The sequence below is a fragment of the Mycobacterium sp. TH-M103 genome (assembly GCF_057473785.1).
In genome coordinates this window covers 1-19,773 of the sequence record NZ_JBYCLG010000042.1, presented here as the reverse complement: position 1 = coordinate 19,773, position 19,773 = coordinate 1, and the positions used below count along the sequence as shown (strand labels likewise).

The window sequence follows — 19,773 nt, the reverse complement described above, 5'->3', positions numbered from 1 at the left end:
CGCGGTGCTGTGGAACATGGTGTAGAAGGCTTCTTCGCGAGTCTCCCCCAGACCGCGGGCCTCGTGGTAGCGGCCGACCACGAAAATCGCGTAGTCGGTTCCGGCGGCGATCGCCATCAACACCAACAGGTTGTTGGCGAACGTGGAGAGTCCGATGATCTCGTAGTTGGCCAGCAAGGCAACCACCCCGCGGGCCGCCAACAATTCGACGAAGACCATGAACAACACGGCCAGAACGGTGACGAGCGAGCGATAGACGAAGAGCAGCATGACGAAAATCACCAGGATCGTGACCATGGTGACTATTGCGACGCCTTTCTCGCCCGCGTGGGACTGGTCGGCGAACAACGGAGCCGCGCCGGTGACGTACGCCTTGATCCCCGGCGGGGCGGGCACCGAGTTGACGATCTTGCGTACGGCATCGGAGGACTCGGCGGATTGGCCGCCGCCCATGTTGCCGGCGAGGTAGACCTGCACGTAGGCGGCTTTCTGGTCGTGGCTTTGGGAACCCGCGGCGGTCAGCGGATCGCTCCAGAAATCCTGCACGTGCTGAACGTGCATTTTGTCTTGCTCGAGGCGCCTGACGATTTCGTCGTAGTAGCGGTGGGCTTCGGCTCCGAGTGGCTTGTCCCCCTCCAGCAGGATCATCGCCGAGCTGTCGGAGTTGAACTCTTTGAATGTCGACCCGACGCGCATCATCGACTGGAAGGATGCCGCGTCCGTCGGACTCATCGACACCGAGTGGTTTTTGGCGACGACCTCGAGCTGCGGGGCCACGGTGTTGGTGACGAAGACGATGCCCAACCACACCAGGACGATCGGCAGCGCCAGCCGATGGATCATCCGCGGTAGGAACGGCGGGATCAGCGGCTGATCGACGCGCGGCGGAGCCTCGCTCGGCCCGCTCATGCGGACTTGTCCAGGCAGTAGACGAAGGGGTTCACGGTTTCGTTGGAATCCGAGCGATTCGGGGCCTTGATGACGTCACCGCCCCCGTCGTGGTTGTTCACGACGAATCGGCACGCGATCCAACTGCCGTCTCCTTGCGCCATCAGGTTTGCCGGGATGCCGGGCTTCGTTGAACTCAATACCTTGCTCCAGGGCAAGGGCACGTTCAGTGCCTGCTGCGGATGGGTGTTTTCGTCGAGGTAGTTGATGGTCGCCGTGCTGCCCGGTGAGCCCCAGACCTCGAGCGTGATGGTCTTGGCGTTGAACTGGTCGAGGACCTCGCCCGAGGTGCCACCGCCGAACGAACCGCTGTGGACGCCGAAGATGCCGTGCAGTCGGTATACGACGAATCCCGACACCGCAACGACGGCTGTGATCGTGAGCACCAACCAGAAGCGCCCCAAGAGCCCCTGTTTCTTGGTGCGCTGCGCGGCGACCTCGTTGCCCTCGCTGCCGGCGGAGCCCTGCTCCTTCAGCGGTTCGGTCCTTGGCTCAGTCATCGTCATGGGCGCTTCAAGTCCTTCAGCACGGGCGCAACATTAGTTAGCGTGTGTACAACCTTGGAGATGCCCCACGGGTCCTTGATCGGGCTGGCCATAGCAGTCCCCCTTCGACGGCCTTCCTTCATCCGGGCGTCGCTGCGCCGGTCGGTTTCCAACGCCCGCGGCTTGACCTCCGGCCCCGTACCGGTTGCGACGTTCATGAGGACGCCGGGATCAGGCCGATGCAGGTGGCCGTCAGCAGGCGGGTGAGGGCGGTTGCGAAGTCCAGATTCCACTCGGGCGGAACCACTTCGGGCTCCTCGGCGTAGATGTCGGTCAGGTGCGCCGGCGGGTTCGCGACTTGCCACAGCGTCGCCGCCAGCGAGTAGGCGGCCAGAAGGATGTCCAGCGAGCCCGATCGTCCGAGTTCGGGCAGCGCGCATCCGATCGAATCGGCCAGCGAGAGTGTGGCCGCGGTGCTGATCCGCCTGACCTCGATGACCCGCTCAGCGTCCACTTCGTGTTCCAGGTGCAGGTGCAGGTTGGCAAGCAGGTCGCAGAACAATGGATCCTCGGCCAGGGCTTGCGCCAATGTCTCGGCGATGCGCGAGGGCGACTTAGCGCCGGGCTCGGCCAGCTTCTCCGAGACGGTATTGGACCACCGCACCCAGCCCTCGGCGGACAGACGCAGCAGGACTTCCTTGTAGGAGGTGAAGTAGCGGCGTACCGCCGAATAGTGAATTCCGGCGCGGTTGGCGACCGCAGTCAGGGTGACCGATGCGACGCCCGTTTCCATTGCCAGCGAGCGCGCGGCTTCCACGAGGGCCTCCGCACGTTGGCGCTTCTCTTCCTCGGTGCGAGCGCGCTGGAATGTCAGTTGCGCCACCGGCCGAGCCTAACGCACGTTGTGTGATTTGCATAACGCACACAAGGATTCTTCGCTTAGACGGGGGCGTCGCCGACACCTCGCAAGCCGCAAGTCGCCAACGGAGCCGCCGAGGCTGCGCGGCAATGGCCGAATGGGCTGCCGGTCACGTCGGTATGCACTTCAACCTAAATTAGTTAGCCGAATAAGCCTTCGGACCAGGCCTGGTACGCGCGTCTGGCGCACCGGGCAATGCCGATGTCCGATAGCGCCGCAATCATTAATGGGCTCGACGTTCCCGGTCCGCGTGGAGCGATTGCGCGGCATCGACGGGCACGGCAGATTTAACCGAAAGGTACCGACTCGGCATGAGGAGGCTCGATGACTGGCGAGCTGACGATGAGGCTGGAAGCGATGGCATCGGCTGCGCAGATCCTGACGAACCAGGCCGACGATCTCACAGCGGAACTCGACAGCATCGCCGGCGACTGGAGCGCCTTGTCGGCGACGTGGCAGGGCATCGCGGCATCGGCTTTCCAACCACCGTGGGATGAATGGCACCAGGGCGCGACGGTTATCGCGGCGCTCCTGCACGAACACTCACAGCAGTTGCTGCGCTCACTGGACCTCATGCTCGACCACGAGACCGTCGCGGCCAGAGCATTGGCGGCGCTGACTGCAACGGATCCCAAGTTGTGAGCCGCGGTTACACGGTCGACTTAGAGGCGTTGCTGCATTTCGCTGACCGGCTGGCGAAGTTCACTGCGCAAGCCGAGCAGATTGCGGCCGCGGTGGACCAATGCGTGGCCGAACTGCAGCAGACCTGGAAAGGTCAGGGCGCCGAGGCCGAGCTTCAATATCATCAAAAATGGGCGAGAGCGGACAAACAGATGCGAGAAGGTGTTACAGAGCTGCGCAGAAACGTTGAACTGGCGCATCGCAACTACACCGGCGTGGCGAAACACAACTCGACGATGTGGCCCTGAGCCACGGCATCGATCCGCCGCAGCGGTGCCGCACGAGGCCGGCCCTAACTCGGGTCGAGTGGGGCGGGAGGATCCGCTGCCTCGGGGCGCCACACGACTTCCAGGTCATCTGCGGAGACCGTGACCAGCGCTTGGGTGACGCCGTCGGCGTCTGCGAACTCGACTTCATACGCGGGGGGAAGCCCCTCATCGGCGTACTTCGTGTAATCCATGACGACAGCTCCGCGCGCTCCGACCGGCAAGTTGTACTCGGGCAGTGATCGCCGCAACCGGACCACATCGAGTTCCTGGGGTTTCATTTCCGTTCGTTCTCTTTCATCTACGTGAAGACCCTCGCACGCGCCCGCAGCAGTGGTCCGAGCTCGGCTATCGAACGGGCGGTCGAGCCAACCGCATTCACCGTCGGCAGGGCCGACATCTCGGCCGCCGCCCTGAAAGCCCGGATGATTTCGGCGATGCGAGCCCCAGTGGCGGTCAGCCTACTGACATCGACCACCTTCGACACGGCTTCGCTGGCGCCAGCGGTAAGCGGAATCAGCACCGCTGCGACAACTTCCGTCACGGCGACGGTCGCACCCAGGATCTCCATCTCATGCACGATGCGGTGGTGGGCGGCATCGATGGCGGATGCGTAGTCGTCGCAGCATTTGGCCGCAATGCCGCAGCCCTCCGCCGCCGTGTTGATCGCGTCCCTGACCTTATTGCAGTTGGCGATGGCGGCCGGTATCTCGGGGGATTTTTGATCAGCCAAATACGGCGTTGCGCTGTTTGCCAGGAAAGCTGCTGCCCGAAGCCCCGCGGCAGCGTTGCGCCAGGCCTGTGCGGCGCCGCGTAACTGGTCCTGGTGACCATTGGGCCACAGCTCTCCCTGCACGTACGCCTGGATCGTGTGCCACCACGCGGGCACATCGCCATGGCCGCCTTCGGCCGACGGGATCTCGGGCTCCAGAAAGACGGGAACCTTCTCGGGAGCAACGGCTGGCGGGCCGTGGTGGCCGAGTGCGGATTGCTGGTCCGCGTTTTCGTGGTTGACCGCAGTCGTCTAGAGCAGGTCGGTGACCTGGCCTGCGGCGATGACGGCCGCGACGGCGCACTCCATGACACCGGTGGCGCCGTCGCAACCCCCGCACAGCGGGTCGTACTTCGAGGCCCAGGCGCAGGCCCCGTTGTCGGTGCCAGCCATCCCGGCCGAGCTTTGCAGCACGCCGGCCAACCGGGTGACGGCTGCGGCCGCATCGTCGTGGACGTGTCGCCACCCCGCGCCGGCCTGCTTGATTACTCCCGGGTCGACGTCTTGGGACATGCCGACATTTCGGAATCGATCTCGATCACTTCTCTGCCGTCGCGATGTGCGGTCATCGCCGATGATTCAAGGCCGGACATAGCGGCGTACTAAAACCGCAGCATCAACTGTAAACCCGATGCCTCGGCGGGATTCGTGGGCCACCCTCGCCCGGGTCTACCCTCGATGACAGACGATCAGGGCCAAGGAAGGTGCGCGATGCTCGCAGCGTTCGGATTCGACACCCTGGCTGTGGTCATCGGGGACATGTTCTTCGTCGACCCGTCTCCGCTCGAAGGGCAGGAAACCCCGGAACGGGGGGTCAGGCTGGAACTGCGCCTCGTCGACCGCGGCGCGCCGCAGGGCTCCATCTACGCCGGAGTCCCGATCTCCTTCGACCGGCCGGTGTGGCGGGTCGACCTGTTCGGGTCCACCGAGAGCCCGCCGGGGACGCTGGACCGGGCCCATCACCACCCCCGTTTCAACGGGTGGGAACCCGGGCGCCGCCACTTCGTCCCCGAGCTGTCCGCCGACCCGGTGTCGTGGCTGGCCGGTCAGCTGGCCGACCCGGCGGCCGTGCTGGCCCGGGCGGGCGTCGATCCCGACGAGGTCAGCGAGGCCGACAAGACCGCACTCGCCGCGGCGGCCCCGCAGATCGTCGCCGCGGTGAAGCGGATGCTCGAGCAGGTGCGCGACGGGGAACTGGCCCCCGCCCCGGCCGAGCCGGTCGCCGCCGCCCGCACCGGCTGGCTGTGACGCCGGGTTCGACGAGCTAGGCGCTTCAGCGATCGGCGGGTCCGTGCCGGTCGACGGCCTCCGTCACGACGTGGCCCAACACCCGTCCGCGTGCCTTCGCCCGATACATCGCGAGGTCTGCCTCGTGCAGGATCTCGGCGGCACTGCGCCGCTCGCCGGGCGGCACCGCGACGACGCCGATGCTTGCGCTGATGCAGCTGACGTCCGGAATCCCGTCGCTGTCGCGCCCGACGACGATCGGTTCGCCGAGCGCGCCCTGCAGCCTGTCGGCGACGACGTCGGCCTCCTCGGGCTCGATCGGCGCGGCCAGCAGCGCGACGAACTCGTCGCCGCCGACACGTCCGACCACGTCGTCGGGGCGCAACGCCGCACTCAGGCGTTCGGCGGCGATCCTCAGCACGGCGTCGCCGGCATGATGCCCGAGTTCGTCGTTGACCCTCTTGAACTTGTCGAGGTCGATGAACAGCACCGCACCCAACCGGTGATCTCGGGCTTCCAGTGCGTCGGTGACCAGGTCGAGTATGTGGGCGCGGTTGGGCAGCCCGGTCACGTGATCGTGCGTCGCCTGATGGACGAGTCGCTGGTACTTGGTGTGCTGCGCGGTGACGTCGGCGAACGACACCAGCACCGACGAGCCATCGGGATCCTCGGGATCGAGCAGCGACCACGTCACGGAGAGCCAGACCCGTCGTCCATTGTCGAATCGGTCGACACCGTAGACCTGGCTCCCCCGGGGGCTGATTTTCAGGGATTCGAGCACCGGACGCTGATCGGCGATGAGCAACCCGCCGTCGCTGTCGTAGATCGGTATCGGTACCACTGCCGCCATCTCGACTGGCTCGGCCTCCGTCGTCGGAACACCCATTATTTGCAGGGCCGCGGGGTTCACCGATTCCACGATGCCCTCGGACGAGATGACGACGACGCCTTCCTCCAGGGACGCCACGACGGTCTGGAAATGCTGTTCGGCGCGCCGCAGCGCGGTCTGGTCGGCGCACACCACGACGTATCCGGTGTCCATGCGGGACGCCGACACCCGCACCGCCAGCGGCGAGCCGTCGGCCGCGCGGTGCGTGGCGTGCACGACGCCCCCGGCGGCGATGATCGCGGCCGGATCCAGGGCGGCGCCAACCGCCTCACCGACCGGTCGGCCGAGGGCCTGCACCGCCGAGCGGCCGTAGATGGCTTCGGCGGCGGGGTTCCAGGCGGTGACCGCGCCGGTGAGGGTGGTGGCGACGATCGCGTCGCTGACGTGGGTGACCAGCGCCGCCTGGTAGCGAAGGTTCGCCTCGGCGGTCTTGTGCTCGGTCACGTCCCAGAACGCGACCTGGTGGGCTGGTCTGCCCCGCCATTGGGCCCGCACTGCCACCGCCTCCACCGCGCGGGTCGTCCCGTCAAGCGGCAGGATCACCATCTCCATCGGCGGTGAGATGTCCCCGTCGCGGCGGCGCGCCGCGATCTGGCCGAGCACCGTGGGGACCGACTGCGGCGCCACGAAGTCCACGATCCGGTGCCCCAGCAGCCGGTCGGCGGATTCGGCCGCCATCTTCTGCACCATGGTGTCGTTGACATAGAGGAAGCGCCCGTCGGCGTGGACGCAGATCGCGACGGGGCTGTCCTCGACCATCCCCCGAAACTCCTGGTCCGCCTGGGCCCGGCCGCGAGCGGCGCCTGCAGCCACCACGGCCCGCAGCAGCTGTCCCATCTGGTCGCGGGTGTTCATCAGCTCGGCGAGTTGTCGCCGCACGCGGCCCACCGGATGTCGTCCGCCCGAACGGGCGGGTGCCGACTTCGCGGGTTCAGCGGCCACCACGGCACCTCCCCTCCCACCTCGCCCCGACTGCGGATTCGTTCACAACCTGTAGCTCCGAGTGCAACCTGTGGCGCCCATTCCCATGCTCTACCCGCGGTCCGGGTGCGTAAGCGCAGTTACAGTGTGCGGTTTGCTGTTTCATTCGGCAATGACGTATGCGAAATTGGCAGGCTGTTACGAATATCCGTAACGGAATGCGTGCCAGCGCCGGGACTTTCGGCTCTAATCCCCGACACCCACGATGCACGACCGTGAGCTTAGTCGCCAGTAGCATCGCGCACACCAGTCCGGGGGGTTATCGATGCATTCAGCCAAAGACGAAGCGGCACAAGGGGTTAACCATGCGCCCGCCCCATTCGAAGATCGCCGCCGCACCCCTCGGCCCGACACCCCCCGGGGATACCTGCAGCAGTTGCCCGCGCTCGTGCTGCTGCAGCGCCTGGCAACACCGGTGATCGCCCTCGACCAGGACGGCACTGTCGTCTACGCGAACCCGGCGTGCCTGTCCATGCTCGGCTACGGCGAGGGCGGGCTCGACGGCACGCCCCTGCACCGCCTGCTGGTCACCGAGACGCAACACCCACCCGTGAGCGCTGTGGAAGCGCTGCGCGCGGCGGTCGGCGCCACCACCGTGTGGCGGCACCGCCCCGAAGGCGTCGTCAGAGTCGCCGTCCTCGGAACGATGCTGCTCCGCGAGGACAACCCGGTCCTGCTGGTCAGCCTCGCCGACGTCACCGAGTGGGTGTGGGGACCACAACCGCGACGCGGCGCTCAACATCGAGGACGCGGGCGGTACACCGGCAGGATCCGGTATTTCGCACTGAAGGCCGCGCGGTCGTATTCGTCGCCGAGCTCGCCGTCGTGGGCGATGACCGTCGGACCGTCGAGGGCGCAGAAGGCGAACTCGGGCACCTGCAACTCGTGATAGAGCGGACTGCGCTGCAGACGGCCCAGGGCCAGCGCCGCCAGGACCCTGGTGCGGCCCCACGGGCGGCCGGCTTCGAGCATGCGCACATCGATCAGACCGTCGTCCATGCGCGGCCGCACCGAGGGCGCGAACCCGGAGGGCAGATACAGCGAATTGCCGAGGAAGAACAGCGACGTCAGCAAGGTGGTGTTGTCGTAGCGGATCCGGACCGGTTCGGAGTGGCGCAGCGTGTGCAGCATGGCGTAGAAACCGGCCAGCGGCTTGCCGATCCGCTTCTCCAACTTCTCGCGCTGCCCGACGAACGCCGGATACGCGCCGATGCTGGCGGTGTTGAGCACCATCCGGGTTTCGTTGAGGCACACCAGGTCGACTCGGGCCACGCTGCCGCGCCGGATTGCGTCGGCGGTTTTGGCCACGGTGTCGCAGCCGATGTCCCTGGCGAAGTGGTTGAACGTGCCGCCGGGGAACACCGCCAGCGGCAGCCCGGTGTCGATCGCCACCGCCGCCGCGGTCGCCACGGTGCCGTCGCCGCCGCCGACCGCGAGCACCTCGGCACGCGCGGCGGCGCGGCGCAGCGCCTGTTCCGGGTCGTCGTCGCGGCCCAGTTCGACGATCTCGGCCCGCGGCAGCTCGGCGCGCACCTCGTTGACGACGCGGGCGCCCGTGCCACCGCCCGACGCCGGATTGACCACCAGAACCACGCCGGCCCCGTCGGGGCGTTGCGGCGCGTCGACCCACAGCGGTTCGGTGTCGGGCAGGGCCGTCGCCACGATCGGTGGGACCAGCCGCCCGCCCAGGACCGCCACGCCGGCCCCGATGCCGAAGCCGGCGATGACGTCGCCGGGGTAGTGCGCGCCAGTCGCCACCCGAGACAGCCCGACCAGCGCGGCCAGCAGTCCCAGCCCGAACCCCAGCAGCGGGTTCTCCAGCCCCACCCCGACGGCGAACGCGGCGGCGCTGGCCGAATGGCCCGACGGCAGGGAGTTCGACGTCGGCCGGCGGCCGGCCCTTCGGACCACCGGCACCGCGTCGAGGCGGGGGCGGGGGCGCCGGCGGATCCGCTTGGCGAACTGGTTGGTGACCAGGCTCGTGACGCCGAGCGTGACGACACCGCGCGTCGCACCGCACTGTGCGCTCGCATTGCCCGAGGCGAACAGAGCCGCGGCAACGGCGACCCACAGCTTGGAATGGTCGGCGGCACGGGTCAGCGGCGGCATGACGGCGTCGAGCAGCGGGGTCGGGCTGGCGGCGATGGTGTCGAACAGTTCCCGGTCCAGGGTGCCCAGCCCGCGGGTGATCTCTTTGACGCCGCGCACGCGGTGCCAGGGCCGTCCGCTCATTGGTTACACCTTAACGGGCGCGGAGCTGCTAGAAAGTTCTGCGAGGAAGGACCGATGGACGATTACGTCAGGCAATGGCTCGACAACGCCGAACGGCACGGCGTGCCCGAGGAGGCCCTCGCCGGCATCGTGCCCCACATCCCGCCCGCCGGCTTTCACCTCCTTGCGGGGATGGAGGAGATCCGCGACCGCCAGGGCAAGTCGTTCTTCCTGATCCCGCGGACCACCGGCGGCGCCGACACCCGCCGGGCGGTGCTGCTGACCTACGTCCTCAACGCCGGCACCGGCTATGGCAGGCCGGGCGGGCAGCCCACGGACTTCCCCGAGACCCCGTACGGCGCTGCCGAGGTGAGGCGAATCCTCAACCGGCAGAGCCGCAACGGCTGGAGCTACGCGCGCGACGTCGAGTTCGTGCACCGGCACGGCGGTCGCCTGGTCACCACCCCCAACGGCATGCTGATGGGCCTGGGCGGCAACTGGATTCAGCGCCAGTTCAGCCGCCGGGGCGGCACCACCTGGGGTGACATCTTCATGGTCAACGCGGGCAGGGTCGCCGACCCCGCCGAGCGGTTGCGCCGCATCGTCCGGTCGCACCGGGGCGAACCCGACCTGGATCGGGTGCTGCACCACGAGGAGATCCACAGCCGGCAATGGGCGGCAAAGGGCTATGCGGGAATGCTTTTCGGCTACGGCCGGGAACTGGTCCGCGAGTGGGCCTGCGGCGAGGCGAACCGGCTCGAAGCGGACGCCGGCCTGTCCGACGGGGGCTACAGGGCCTGAATTCCGTGATGGAGCACCATCGCACCGATCACGATCATGACCACCGCGAGCAGGGCGGCGTTGTTCTCGTCCATCCAGTCTTTGAGCCGCGCCAGCGGATCGTCGAGGCGGGGGCCGGCGGCAACGTAGGCCAGGATGGGGATCGCGACCGTCGAGGCGGCGACGATGACGAAGAACGCGGCGGCCATCCAGTCACCGGCGGCGCCCAGTCCGGCTGTCCCGATGGCCAGTCCGGCCGGCACGCAGATGAGGAACACGTCCGGTCTCAGCATCGTCAGCGCTACTCCGGTGACCCCCGACCGCACCGGGGTGATGGTGGCGAAAGACCGCATCCAGGAGGGCGACTCGGTGTGGCGACGCCGGGTCAGCCACCGGTAGATCCCGAAGACGATGAGGGCGGACCCCAGGACCACCCGCAGCCACGACGCCCAGGCCGGCGGGGTCTTGTGCAGCCCGCCCACCAGGCCGGACGCCGCCACGGAAAGCGCCGTCAGCGCGGCCAGGCCCACCAGCCAGCCGGCGAGGAACGCGAGGCTGCTCGGCCGCCGCCGCGGGGCCTGCAGAACCAGGACCGCCGGAATGACCGTGATCGGCGAGAGCGCGACGACCAGCCCCAGCGGAACGAGTGCGGTCAGCACTGCACCCCAGCTACCTGCCATGGGCAGCAATCCTCCCACAGGAGCTCAGCGCAGAGCGTGAATTCCGTTGTAGATGACCATGAAACCGATGAGCACCAGGATCACCGCCATCATCGCGGCGTGGTTCTGTTCCATCCAGTCCTTGACGCGCTCAAGCGTGTCGTCGAGCCGGTCACCGGCGCCGACGTAGGCCAGGATGGGCAGGGCGACCGTCGACGCGGAGATGACGACGAAGAACGCGGCGGCGGCGAACCCGTCCGCGACACCGAGGGTGCTGGCGCCGATGGCCAGGCCGGCCGCCGCGCACAGGATCAGGACCTCAGGCCGTATCGCCACGAGCAGGGCCCCGGTCATCGCGGCGCGCACCGGGGTCAGCTTGGAGAACGAACGCATCCAGCCCGGCATGCTGCCCTGGCGGTTCCGGGTCGCCCAGCGGTAGAGGCCGAAGACCACCAGCGCCGACCCCAGCACCACCCGCAGCCACGACGCCCACGTCGGCGGCGACTTGCGCAGGTCGCCGAGCAGGTCCGAGCTCGCGACGAACGCGCCGGTGACGACCACCAGGCCCAGCACCCACCCGCTGAGGAAGGCCAGGCCCACGGGCCGCGGCCGGGACGCGTGCAGGACAAGTACCGCCGGAATGACCGTGATGGGTGAGACCGCGATGACCAGCGCCAGCGCGACGAGCGCGGTCAACACGGAACCCGAACTTTGTGCCACGGGCAGCAATCATCGCATTGGCGCGGCGCTTCGGCATGATGAACACAGACCGGGAGATGACCGGCCCGGCTTTCTGCTCCCGGCCTTCGTGGACACCCACGTGCACTTCCTGCAGACGTTCGCCGGCGACTCCTACTTCGGCGCGCAGCCGCTAGGGACTGGCTGAGCGCGTGCGCCTACACCGCCGAGGCCCGCTTCGCCGATCCGGATTTCGCCGCGCGGGCCGCCGCCGAGTTCTGCGACCGGCGCGTCGCGTCGGGGACCACCGCGGCCATGGTCCTCGGGTCAGCGTTCCCCCGCACCCAGGACGACCCGTTCGCGGAGACGGCGCGGCGCGGACTGCGGATCGTCAGCGGTCGCGGAATCCAGACGGTGGGCTCCCGCACGGCCGCACGGTTGATCACCTCCGAAGTGAAGCGCTGCGACAGGTGGCATGCGGCGGAGCCGGCGGCGACGCGGGAACCGCGCGGCTGCACGTCGCGATCGTCCCCCGGTTCTCCCTGGCCGTCACCGCACGCACGCTCAAAGGCCTTGGCAAGCTGTACTTCCACACCCAACTCAACGAGGACAACCGCTCCGGCACCGGCGACGTCTCGCGCGGATGAGCGAGGCGGGCGCGTCGATCGCGCACTGCCCGGCCTCCCAGCAGTTCCGGGGCACGGGCACCATGCCGTGGCGGCGGACGGTGGCATCCGGTGTCAAACGTCTGCGCCGGAACGGATTTCGACGCCTGCGACCAGTGGTCCATCCCCCAGGTGCTCAACGCCGCCTTCAAGGCCCACATTTCGGAGCCCGGTGCGGCCGCGGTTTCGCTGCATCCGGACACCACCGTGGCCCGGGACCAGACTCTTTCAAGTTGTTGATGGGGGCGAGGCGTCGATCGCCGCGACGTACGTCCAGGGACGCCGGTTGCAGCCCTAATCTTTGCGGCGCAGAGTCCAGGCCGGCACCCAGTGCGTCACGGTGCTCTGCTTGGCGCCGTAGGCGACCGGGTAGGTGACCAGCCCCCACCAGTCGCCCTGTTCGCAGATGCCCCAGCAGCTCAGCCGGCCCTCGACGACCCTGTGCAGTTGCAGACCGTTGGGCTGGTAACGGCCCGAGCGGTGCGGCTCGCGCGGGAACAGCGCGGTCAGGTCCACGAGCACCGGGACCGGCGGCCGCACCACGCGGAACGGGCTGCGGACCGGCTGCCCGTTGTACCCGATCGACCCGAGCTGGCCCATCGATCGATCATACGTTCGAATGCGCCGATCCGGGCCGTGCGCATGGCAACATAGCGGTGATGTCCACCCGCGCCCGGCTGTGCCCGCCGCCGGCCGCGCTGGACCCGCTGGTCGTGGGGCTGCTGGCCGCGGCGGTCAGCCTGGTCGGCGCCGGCCGCCCGTCCTTCTGGTACGACGAGGCGGCGACCATTTCGGCCTCCTACAGCCGCTCGCCGGCCCAGTTGTGGCGAATGCTGGGCAACGTCGACGCCGTGCACGGCCTGTACTACCTGCTCATGCACGGCTGGTTCGCGATCTTTCCGCCCACGGAGTTCTGGGCCCGCGCCCCAAGCGGTTTGGCCATCGGCGGCGCCGCGGCGGGGTTGGTGGTGCTGGGCAAGCAGCTCTCGTCGCGCACCGTCGCGGTGACCTCCGGCGTGTTCTGCGCGATCCTGCCGCGCTCGACCTGGGCGGGCATCGAAGCCCGGCCCTACGCCGTCTCGATGATGGCCGCGGTCTGGCTGACCGTATTGCTGCTGTACGCCGGCCGCCGCGGCGAGGCCCGCATCTGGTCGCTTTACGCCGTGGCACAAGCGGTTTCGATCGTGCTGGACGTCTACCTGGCACTGCTGGTGCTGGTGCACGCCGCCTTCGTCGTCACGTTCCGGCGCCGGCGTGCCGTCCTGGTGCGGTTTGCCGTCGCCTCGACCCTGGCGGGGTGCGCGACGGCGCCGTTCCTGGCCCTGGCCGCCGGGCAGGTGCACCAGATCAGCTGGATCGCACCGATCGGGCGCCGCACGTTCGAAGACGTGGCGGTGCAGCAGTATTTCGAGAGAAGCCCCCAGTTCGCGGTGCTGGCGGCCTTGCTGGTCGCGGCCGCGACCGTCGTGTGGCTGCGCGCGTCACAGCCGGCGGATCGGCAGTTGGTGACCCTGGCGCTCGCCTGGCTGGCGATCCCGACCGCCGCGATCGTATTCTGGTCGGCCGTGATCCACCCGGTCTACACGCCGCGCTATCTGTCGTTCACCGCACCGGCGATGGCACTGATCCTGGGTCGCAGCGCCGCGGCGGTGGCCGTCAGGCCATGGCGGGCGGCGGCGCTGGTCGGTTTGTTCGCAGTGGTCGCCACACCGAACTACGTTCTGGCGCAGCGCAACCCGTACGCCAAGTACGGCATGGACTACAGCCAGGTGGCCGACCTGATCGCCGCGCAGGCGTCGCCGGGCGATTGCCTGCTGGTGAACGACACGGTCACGTTCATGCCGGCCCCGATGCGCCCGTTGCTGGCGGCGCGCCCCGATGCGTACCGGAAGCTGGTCGACCTCACCCTGTGGCAACGGGCCACCGACCGCGACGACGTCTTCGACACCAACCTCATCCCGGAGGTCGTCGCCCAGCCGCTGGGGCGGTGCCGCGTCGTCTGGATCATCACCCAGGCCGACGAGTCGCGGCCCGCCCACGAACAGGGGCCCGCGCTGCCGCCGGGTCCACGCTACGGCGCGACCCCGGCCTTCGCGGTGCCGCGCGACCTGGGCTTCCGCCTCGTCGAGCGCTGGCAGTTCAACCTGGTTCAGGTGATCAGGGCACAGCGGTGAGGACTACCAGATACGGATGTAGTCGATGAGCATGGTGCACGGGTAGGTGCCCAGGGCGGGGTCTCCGGCACCGACCCCACCGACGGCGAGAGTGTACATGGGCGTCAGCCAGTAGCCGGGATTGTTGAACGGCCAGCGCAGGTCGCTGGGGTTGCCGTGCACCGGGATCGGCTTGTTGGGGACGGTGAAGTAGGGCTTGGCGCCGTCGACGTAGTCGCGCCAGAACTGGAATCCGTCCTCGCCCCAATGCATCCGCCACGTGTGCCACCCGCCGTCGACCAACCCGGGAATCGACCTGCCCTCCCAAGTCTTGCCGTTGGACGCCGCGTGGACCGTGGTGCCCGGCGGCCAGCTGCCGTTGCCGTACCACTCGAAGATGTCGACCTCGCCGTCGGGCAGCGGATCCTCGTTGACGGCCCAGAACGAGGGCCACAGACCGGGGAACAGACAGTCCAGCTTGATCCGCGACTCCCACGTCTGGTTGATCATGCTGCGAAAGTTGCCGCGCAGCTTGCCCGTGTAATACGTGCCGAAGTCGTTGGTGGCGCACAGGACGAGGTTGGAATTGCCGTCCAGGTAAACGTTTTGGCGATCGTCGCGGTATATCCCGTCGACCGGCGGGAACACGTCGTCCTGCCAGGTTTGCACCGTCCACTTGGCCGGGTCCGGGCCCGAACCCGCCGGGCCGTCGAACTCGTCTTGGAAGATGTAGGGCCCGCCCGTGGCCTGGGCGGGCGCCGACGGCGGCGGCACCGGCTGGGCCTCGGCCTCCGGGAGACGGATCGAGGCCGCGGCCGCGGCCGCCAGCATGCCGATCCCCGTCGTCAACATGCTGCGACGATCCATTCTTAGACACCACCCATCCGAACGCCGGAAAGCCCTACTCCGAACATTCCCCCGAAGCAACGCTGCAAACGGTGTTATGAAATCACGCGGCGGGCCCGCGCCGCATCTCGCCGCGCTAGCGCGACGTGGGTTCGCTCAGCTTGACCAGCGTCTTGCCGATGTTGACCCCGGTGAACAACCCGTTGAGGGCGTCGACGCAGGACTCGATGCCCTCGAAGATGGTTTCCCGGTGCCGGAGCAGGCCGTCGGCCTCCCACCGGCGCAGCGCGGCGAACGCCTCGTCGAAGCGCCCCCACTGGTCGAGGGCGTTGAAACCCTGCATCAGCGCCGTCTTCGACAACAGGTTAACGTAGTTCGACGGACCCGGGTGCTCACCGGTGAGGTAGCTGGAGATGACACCGCACAGGACCACGCGCGCCCGGTTGGCGAGCCGGCCCAGCACCGCGTCGAGGATGGGCCCCCCGACGTTGTCGAAGTAGACGTCGACCCGTCGCGGGCAGTGCTCCTTGAGCGCCGCGGCCAGATCGTCGTTCTTGTAGTCGATGCACGCGTCGAAGCCGAAGTCCTCGACCACCGCGTTGCACTTCTCCGGACCGCCCGCGATCCCCACCACCCGGGCTCCGGCGATCTTGGCGATCTGTCCGGCCACCGAGCCGGTGGCTCCCGCGGCCGCCGAGACCACCACCGTCTCCCCGGCCTGCGGCCGGCCGATGTCGGTCATCCCGAAATAGGCGGTGGCACCGGTCGGGCCGTACACCGACATGATCGCGAGCTGGTCGTCCTCGCCCGGGATGGGCGTGCTGAACATGTCGTCGTGGATGATCGCGTACTCGGAGAAGCCGGTCAGCGTGGTGACCACGTCGCCGACGGCGAAAGCGTCACAGCGCGACGTCACGACCTCGCCGATGCCGGCCGCCCGGATGACCTCGCCCAGCTGCACCGGCGGCAGGTAGCTGGGCTGGTCGTCCAGCCAGGTGCGGGCGGCGGCGTCGATGCCGACGTAGGTGGTGCGGATCAGCGCCTCCCCGTCGGCGGGCTCGGGCGCCGGCGTGGTGACCAGCTCGGTGTCGTCGGGCTTGACCAGCCCGGACGGGCGGCGACGCAACAGGATCTGACGGTTCGGCAAGTCGGCCACGAAGCAGAAACTACAGGCCCGGCCCGGCGGCCGGAACGGCGTTAAGCCGGTGAGTCCGAATCGTCGTCGAGAACGCTGACCGTGATGCCATACGGCAGGAAGCGGACCTTGCGCCGCGGATCGAGGTTGTCCTTGTTCGCCCGCAGCGCGTCGAGCTCGGTGGCATAGACCTGCTCGACGCGGGCGCCGCCGTCGGCGTCCACCGTGTAGACGGCCCACACGCCGTCACCGGCCTCGCCGGCGGTCTCGGGCGCGGAGCGGGTCCGCCCCGCGAGGTCCTCGAAGACCGCCGACCAGCCCGCCCGGGCCCCCGTGGCGCCGACGAACTTGCCGATGCGGTCGAACACGTCGCGCAACTCGTCGGGATCGAAGCCGAACGGACCGTACTCGCTCACTGCGACCTCCTAGGGTCCGGGCGGCGGCGGGGGGTAGATCGGAATCGGCACGGTGACGAACGGAAAGTGTAGATACACCGTCGTCAGCGGCCTGCCGGGCTCGGCCGGCGCTGCCGCGGGCGGCGGCGGAGGCACGGCGGCGGGTGGCGCCGGCGGCGGGGCGGCCGGCGGCGGCGCGGGCACGGCCCGCTGGACGGGGGTGGGCACGTACCGGGGCGCCTGCCGGTGGTACACGGGCGCCGGGGGCGGCGCCTCCACCGGGGTGTGCGGTGCCGGATGCTCGACCGGGGCCGGGGGGGGCGGCGGCGGCGCGGCGGCCGCGGGGGGCGGCGGCGCGCTCGGCGGGGACGGCTTGGCCGGTGCCTGGGGCGGCAAGTGCTTGGCCGGGGCGGCGACGCTGACGCGCGGCTTGTGCTGCACGGCCGACACCGGCCGGTCTGACGTCAGCGACAGGAGCACCACCCCGGCGGCGACGGCGGCGATGCCCGCCAGCGCGCTGCCGGTCAACATCAACGGCCGGCGGCGACGGCGCGGGGCCTCGTCGTCGTCCTCGGTGATCGCGCTGTAGGCCAGGGCCTCGTCGCCCAGGTCGGCGTTGGCGCTGATGTCCAGGTAGGTCGGGGTCAGGCCGCGGGGGTGGATCTCTCCGGTGCCCGGGTCCAGGGCGTAGGCCAGCGCGGCCGTCGACGACGCGAACAGCGGCGCATTCGCCGACGCCAGCGCCGCCCCGCGGGCCAGCGCCATCTCCGGTTCCCCGGGAGCGGTGACGTCGAGCGGCGTGACCGCCTCGAGCGCGGGCTTGATGGAGACGATCTCGGTGCCGCAGCCGACGAGGAACACGCCGTCGGCCCACGACCCCCGCGCGTCCAGGGCGGCGACCATCGTGGCCAGCTCGGCCGCCAGGGCCTCGCGGGGCGCCTCCGGATGGGCGTTCGCCAACGCCCGGCGGTGCAGGTCGACGATCGAGCCGTCGGAAACCTCGACGACGGCCAGCGTCGCGTGGTCGGGCTCGACGAACAGCATCGCGATGTGCTCGTAGCCGATCGCGTGGCCCACCGTCTGGGCCAGTGCGGCGGCGGCCAGCAACGGCGACACCAGCATCACGCCGCCCACCTCGCGGGCGGCCAGTTCCTCGCGCAGCGCGCCGACCTGGGCGGGATCGCTCCAGGTGACGCCGATCGACGCCAGCCGGTAGCCGCCCTCGATCGCGCCTTCCCGGGTGCCGTCGATGGCGGCGATCACCTGCTCGACCGCACCGGTCGACGCCGATTCGCCGACGTCGAAGGTGTCCTCTTCGATCGTGACGCCGTCGGCGTCGGCGCCCTCGATCAGCAACAACCGGACCGTCGTGGCAGCCATCGACACCCCCAGCACGATGTCCACTTGCGCCCCCAGGTCCTCCAAGCCGCGTTACGGTGCGCGCCCGACGCACACCCAAATCGTTGCTTCCACGCTACTCGCGTGTGACCGAAAGTGGCTGTGAGCTGCTTGTGAGGTGCCGCGCTGCGATCAGTAACCCGGGCTTAGGAACGGGTTCTGCCCGGTGCCCGGGTACTGGGGTGCCTGGTACTGCGGCGCCTGGTTCTGGGGAACCTGGTTCGCCGGGACCGGCACCGGGATCGGCACCGGCAGCAACGGGACGCGAATCCACTCCGTCGTCATCGGCACCGTCGTCGTGGTGGGCGTCTCCGACGTGCTCGGTGGCGGCGGTGTCGTCGTGGTGGGCGTCTCGGTCGGGCTGGGCGGCGGGGCCGTCGTCGTCGCGGCCGGCGGGTGGGTCCGGCGCGGCGGCACGGTGGTGACGACCGGGGGTGGTGGCGGCGTGGTCACCACGACCGGCGGCGCGGGCGGGGGCGGCGGCGACGGCGGGGGCGGGGGCGGGGGCGGCGCGGCGCTGGGCACCGGCGGCGGCGACGGCGGCGGGGGCACGGCCGTCGGCAGCACTGCGCTGGGCGGCGGCGCCGGGCGCGGCGCCACGCTGGGCGCGGGCGGGGCCTGGCGGTTCTCGATGCCCGTCAACGTGTAGGCCACCCCGCCGATCGCGGTCATGGCCACCAGGGCGCAGGTTCCGATGATCAACTGGGACAGGCGGACTCGTCGCCACGGCCGCGCTCTGGGCGCATCGTCGATCACGTTGAGGCGCATCGACCAGCCGGCGGGCCCGTCCTCGTCGTAGGCCTCGGGTGTGTACGGCACTCGCACGTCGCCGGGGTATTCGGTTTGCGACCAGGCCAATTCCCGATCGGTCATGGCCTCGTCATCGATCACCAGCACGTCGCCGCAGCCCAGGTCGACGACTTCGCAGGCGTCCGCGGCGGCCGCGAGCAGGCCGACGGAGGTGCGCGTGCGGAAGTCGAGTTCCTCGCCGCGCGACGCCAGCATCAACGCACCGCGCGCGGCCGCGAAGGCGGGCTCCGACGGGCACACGACCGGCCTGCGGCAATGCACCGAAAGGCGTTCGGTGACAAGAGGAATGCTCGAGCCGCCGCCGACGGTGACGACCGCCGAGAGGTCCGCCCAGCTCTTGTTGTTGCGCACCAGCATGTCGTCGAGCGCATAGATGAAGCCGGTCAGGCGGTCCTGTATCAGGTCGCCCAGCTCCTCGCGGGTCAGCCGCATGGTGCACCGGCGCCCGCCGAGTTCGGCGGCGATCTCGGTCACCACCTCGGTGGACAGCGTCTCCTTGGCCGTGCGGCACTGCTCGCGGAGCCGGCCCAGCTGCCCCACCGCGGCGGTGCTGCCCGGGTCCATGCCGCTGCCGTGGCCGAGTTCCTCGAAGACCCGCAGCAACAACGCCTGGTCGATCTCGTCGCCGGAGAACTCCGGGAACCGCATCGTCGGGCTCACCGGCTCGAAGTCGCCGTCGAGGTTCATCAGCGTGGCCGAGGTGCCACTGCCGCCGAAATCGAGCAACCCGACCACACCGGTTGCCGCGAAACACAGTTCGGCGTTCGCCGCGGTCAGCGCCGCGACCGCGTCGGACACCACGCGCGGCGCCATGCCGCTGCGCACGAAGCCCACGTGGGTCCGCAGGCCGTTGCGCAGCGCCTGCACGGTCGCCG

Annotated in this window: 21 protein-coding genes and 2 pseudogenes; 7 read left to right on the top strand and 16 right to left on the bottom strand. The window is 69.3% G+C overall.

Features of this window, described 5'->3' with window-relative positions:
* The 3 genes from AC2VOR_RS01895 to AC2VOR_RS01885 form a co-directional block, all read right to left on the bottom strand.
* Window positions 1-909, bottom strand: a 909-nt coding sequence (locus tag AC2VOR_RS01895) for an MMPL family transporter (RefSeq protein WP_486963103.1), incomplete at its 3' end; no start/stop codon positions are given.
* On the bottom strand, window positions 906-1,454 hold the full coding sequence (locus AC2VOR_RS01890; RefSeq protein WP_486963102.1) for an MmpS family transport accessory protein: 549 nt from the start codon (window positions 1,452-1,454) through the stop codon (window positions 906-908). The genes AC2VOR_RS01895 and AC2VOR_RS01890, both read right to left, overlap by 4 nt.
* Before the next feature lie 193 nt (window positions 1,455-1,647).
* Complete coding sequence (locus tag AC2VOR_RS01885; protein ID WP_486963101.1) at window positions 1,648-2,316, bottom strand: TetR/AcrR family transcriptional regulator; 669 nt, start codon at window positions 2,314-2,316, stop codon at window positions 1,648-1,650.
* 360 nt (window positions 2,317-2,676) lie between these two features.
* Here AC2VOR_RS01885 and AC2VOR_RS01880 point away from each other — a divergent pair, with 360 nt between their 5' ends.
* Both AC2VOR_RS01880 and AC2VOR_RS01875 read left to right on the top strand, forming a co-directional pair.
* Entirely contained in the window at window positions 2,677-2,994 is a 318-nt protein-coding gene (locus tag AC2VOR_RS01880) for a WXG100 family type VII secretion target (RefSeq protein WP_486963100.1), read from the top strand.
* Window positions 2,991-3,281: a WXG100 family type VII secretion target gene (locus tag AC2VOR_RS01875; RefSeq protein ID WP_486963099.1), complete on the top strand. Its 291-nt coding sequence runs from the start codon at window positions 2,991-2,993 to the stop codon at window positions 3,279-3,281. Before AC2VOR_RS01880 ends, AC2VOR_RS01875 begins: the two co-directional genes overlap by 4 nt.
* Before the next feature lie 44 nt (window positions 3,282-3,325).
* Here the strand turns inward: AC2VOR_RS01875 and AC2VOR_RS01870 are convergent, their stop codons facing one another.
* The 3 genes from AC2VOR_RS01870 to AC2VOR_RS01860 form a co-directional block, all read right to left on the bottom strand.
* On the bottom strand, window positions 3,326-3,580 hold the full coding sequence (locus AC2VOR_RS01870) for a DUF4926 domain-containing protein (protein WP_486963098.1): 255 nt from the start codon (window positions 3,578-3,580) through the stop codon (window positions 3,326-3,328).
* A gap of 20 nt (window positions 3,581-3,600) precedes the next feature.
* A complete protein-coding gene (locus AC2VOR_RS01865) occupies window positions 3,601-4,188 on the bottom strand; it encodes a WXG100-like domain-containing protein (protein ID WP_486963097.1) in 588 nt (195 codons plus the stop codon).
* A 135-nt stretch (window positions 4,189-4,323) separates the two neighbouring features.
* Window positions 4,324-4,584, bottom strand: a complete 261-nt coding sequence (locus AC2VOR_RS01860; RefSeq protein WP_486963096.1) for a hypothetical protein — start codon at window positions 4,582-4,584, stop codon at window positions 4,324-4,326.
* Between the two features lie 198 nt (window positions 4,585-4,782).
* Between AC2VOR_RS01860 and AC2VOR_RS01855 the strand changes: the two genes are divergently transcribed.
* Window positions 4,783-5,319 (top strand): hypothetical protein, encoded by a 537-nt coding sequence (locus tag AC2VOR_RS01855; protein WP_486963095.1) that lies wholly within the window; start codon window positions 4,783-4,785, stop codon window positions 5,317-5,319.
* 25 nt (window positions 5,320-5,344) lie between these two features.
* Here the strand turns inward: AC2VOR_RS01855 and AC2VOR_RS01850 are convergent, their stop codons facing one another.
* A complete protein-coding gene (locus AC2VOR_RS01850; protein ID WP_486963094.1) occupies window positions 5,345-7,129 on the bottom strand; it encodes a sensor domain-containing protein in 1,785 nt (594 codons plus the stop codon).
* Between the two features lie 304 nt (window positions 7,130-7,433).
* Between AC2VOR_RS01850 and AC2VOR_RS01845 the strand changes: the two are divergent.
* Window positions 7,434-7,859: pseudogene (locus tag AC2VOR_RS01845) on the top strand (PAS domain-containing protein); the annotation flags it as partial.
* A 44-nt stretch (window positions 7,860-7,903) separates the two neighbouring features.
* On the opposite strand, the gene AC2VOR_RS01840 reads toward AC2VOR_RS01845, so the two are convergent.
* Window positions 7,904-9,400, bottom strand: coding sequence for a diacylglycerol kinase family protein (locus tag AC2VOR_RS01840; RefSeq protein ID WP_486963093.1), 1,497 nt, complete (start codon window positions 9,398-9,400; stop codon window positions 7,904-7,906).
* Window positions 9,401-9,454: 54 nt separating this feature from the next.
* On the opposite strand from AC2VOR_RS01840, the gene AC2VOR_RS01835 reads away from it, so the two are divergent.
* Window positions 9,455-10,180, top strand: coding sequence for a hypothetical protein (locus AC2VOR_RS01835; RefSeq protein ID WP_369740984.1), 726 nt, complete (start codon window positions 9,455-9,457; stop codon window positions 10,178-10,180).
* On the opposite strand, the gene AC2VOR_RS01830 is transcribed toward AC2VOR_RS01835, so the two are convergent.
* Window positions 10,168-10,839 (bottom strand): GAP family protein, encoded by a 672-nt coding sequence (locus tag AC2VOR_RS01830; RefSeq protein ID WP_369740985.1) that lies wholly within the window; start codon window positions 10,837-10,839, stop codon window positions 10,168-10,170. The genes AC2VOR_RS01835 and AC2VOR_RS01830 overlap by 13 nt on opposite strands.
* A 24-nt stretch (window positions 10,840-10,863) precedes the next feature.
* Window positions 10,864-11,517, bottom strand: a complete 654-nt coding sequence (locus AC2VOR_RS01825) for a GAP family protein (RefSeq protein ID WP_369740986.1) — start codon at window positions 11,515-11,517, stop codon at window positions 10,864-10,866.
* A gap of 76 nt (window positions 11,518-11,593) precedes the next feature.
* Between AC2VOR_RS01825 and AC2VOR_RS01820 the strand changes: the two are divergent.
* Window positions 11,594-12,359, top strand: a pseudogene (locus AC2VOR_RS01820) (amidohydrolase family protein); the annotation flags it as partial.
* A 96-nt stretch (window positions 12,360-12,455) separates the two neighbouring features.
* Here the strand turns inward: AC2VOR_RS01820 and AC2VOR_RS01815 are convergent.
* Complete coding sequence (locus tag AC2VOR_RS01815) at window positions 12,456-12,761, bottom strand: hypothetical protein (RefSeq protein ID WP_369740987.1); 306 nt, start codon at window positions 12,759-12,761, stop codon at window positions 12,456-12,458.
* Between the two features lie 59 nt (window positions 12,762-12,820).
* On the opposite strand from AC2VOR_RS01815, the gene AC2VOR_RS01810 reads away from it, so the two are divergent.
* The gene (locus AC2VOR_RS01810) at window positions 12,821-14,335 is read left to right on the top strand and encodes a glycosyltransferase family 39 protein (protein WP_369740988.1); all 1,515 of its coding nucleotides are present in this window, start codon (window positions 12,821-12,823) and stop codon (window positions 14,333-14,335) included.
* A gap of 3 nt (window positions 14,336-14,338) precedes the next feature.
* Here AC2VOR_RS01810 and AC2VOR_RS01805 read toward each other — a convergent pair whose 3' ends face one another.
* The 5 genes from AC2VOR_RS01805 to AC2VOR_RS01785 all read right to left on the bottom strand — a co-directional run.
* Entirely contained in the window at window positions 14,339-15,181 is an 843-nt protein-coding gene (locus tag AC2VOR_RS01805; RefSeq protein WP_369740989.1) for a glycoside hydrolase family 16 protein, read from the bottom strand.
* Window positions 15,182-15,296: 115 nt separating this feature from the next.
* Window positions 15,297-16,316: an NADP-dependent oxidoreductase gene (locus AC2VOR_RS01800; RefSeq protein ID WP_369740990.1), complete on the bottom strand. Its 1,020-nt coding sequence runs from the start codon at window positions 16,314-16,316 to the stop codon at window positions 15,297-15,299.
* A gap of 41 nt (window positions 16,317-16,357) precedes the next feature.
* Window positions 16,358-16,711: a hypothetical protein gene (locus AC2VOR_RS01795; RefSeq protein ID WP_369740991.1), complete on the bottom strand. Its 354-nt coding sequence runs from the start codon at window positions 16,709-16,711 to the stop codon at window positions 16,358-16,360.
* Between the two features lie 9 nt (window positions 16,712-16,720).
* Window positions 16,721-18,094 (bottom strand): DUF7159 family protein, encoded by a 1,374-nt coding sequence (locus tag AC2VOR_RS01790; RefSeq protein ID WP_369741792.1) that lies wholly within the window; start codon window positions 18,092-18,094, stop codon window positions 16,721-16,723.
* Window positions 18,095-18,220: 126 nt separating this feature from the next.
* Window positions 18,221-19,773 (bottom strand): Hsp70 family protein (locus tag AC2VOR_RS01785; RefSeq protein ID WP_486963092.1); only part of this gene is annotated, 1,553 nt, incomplete at its 5' end.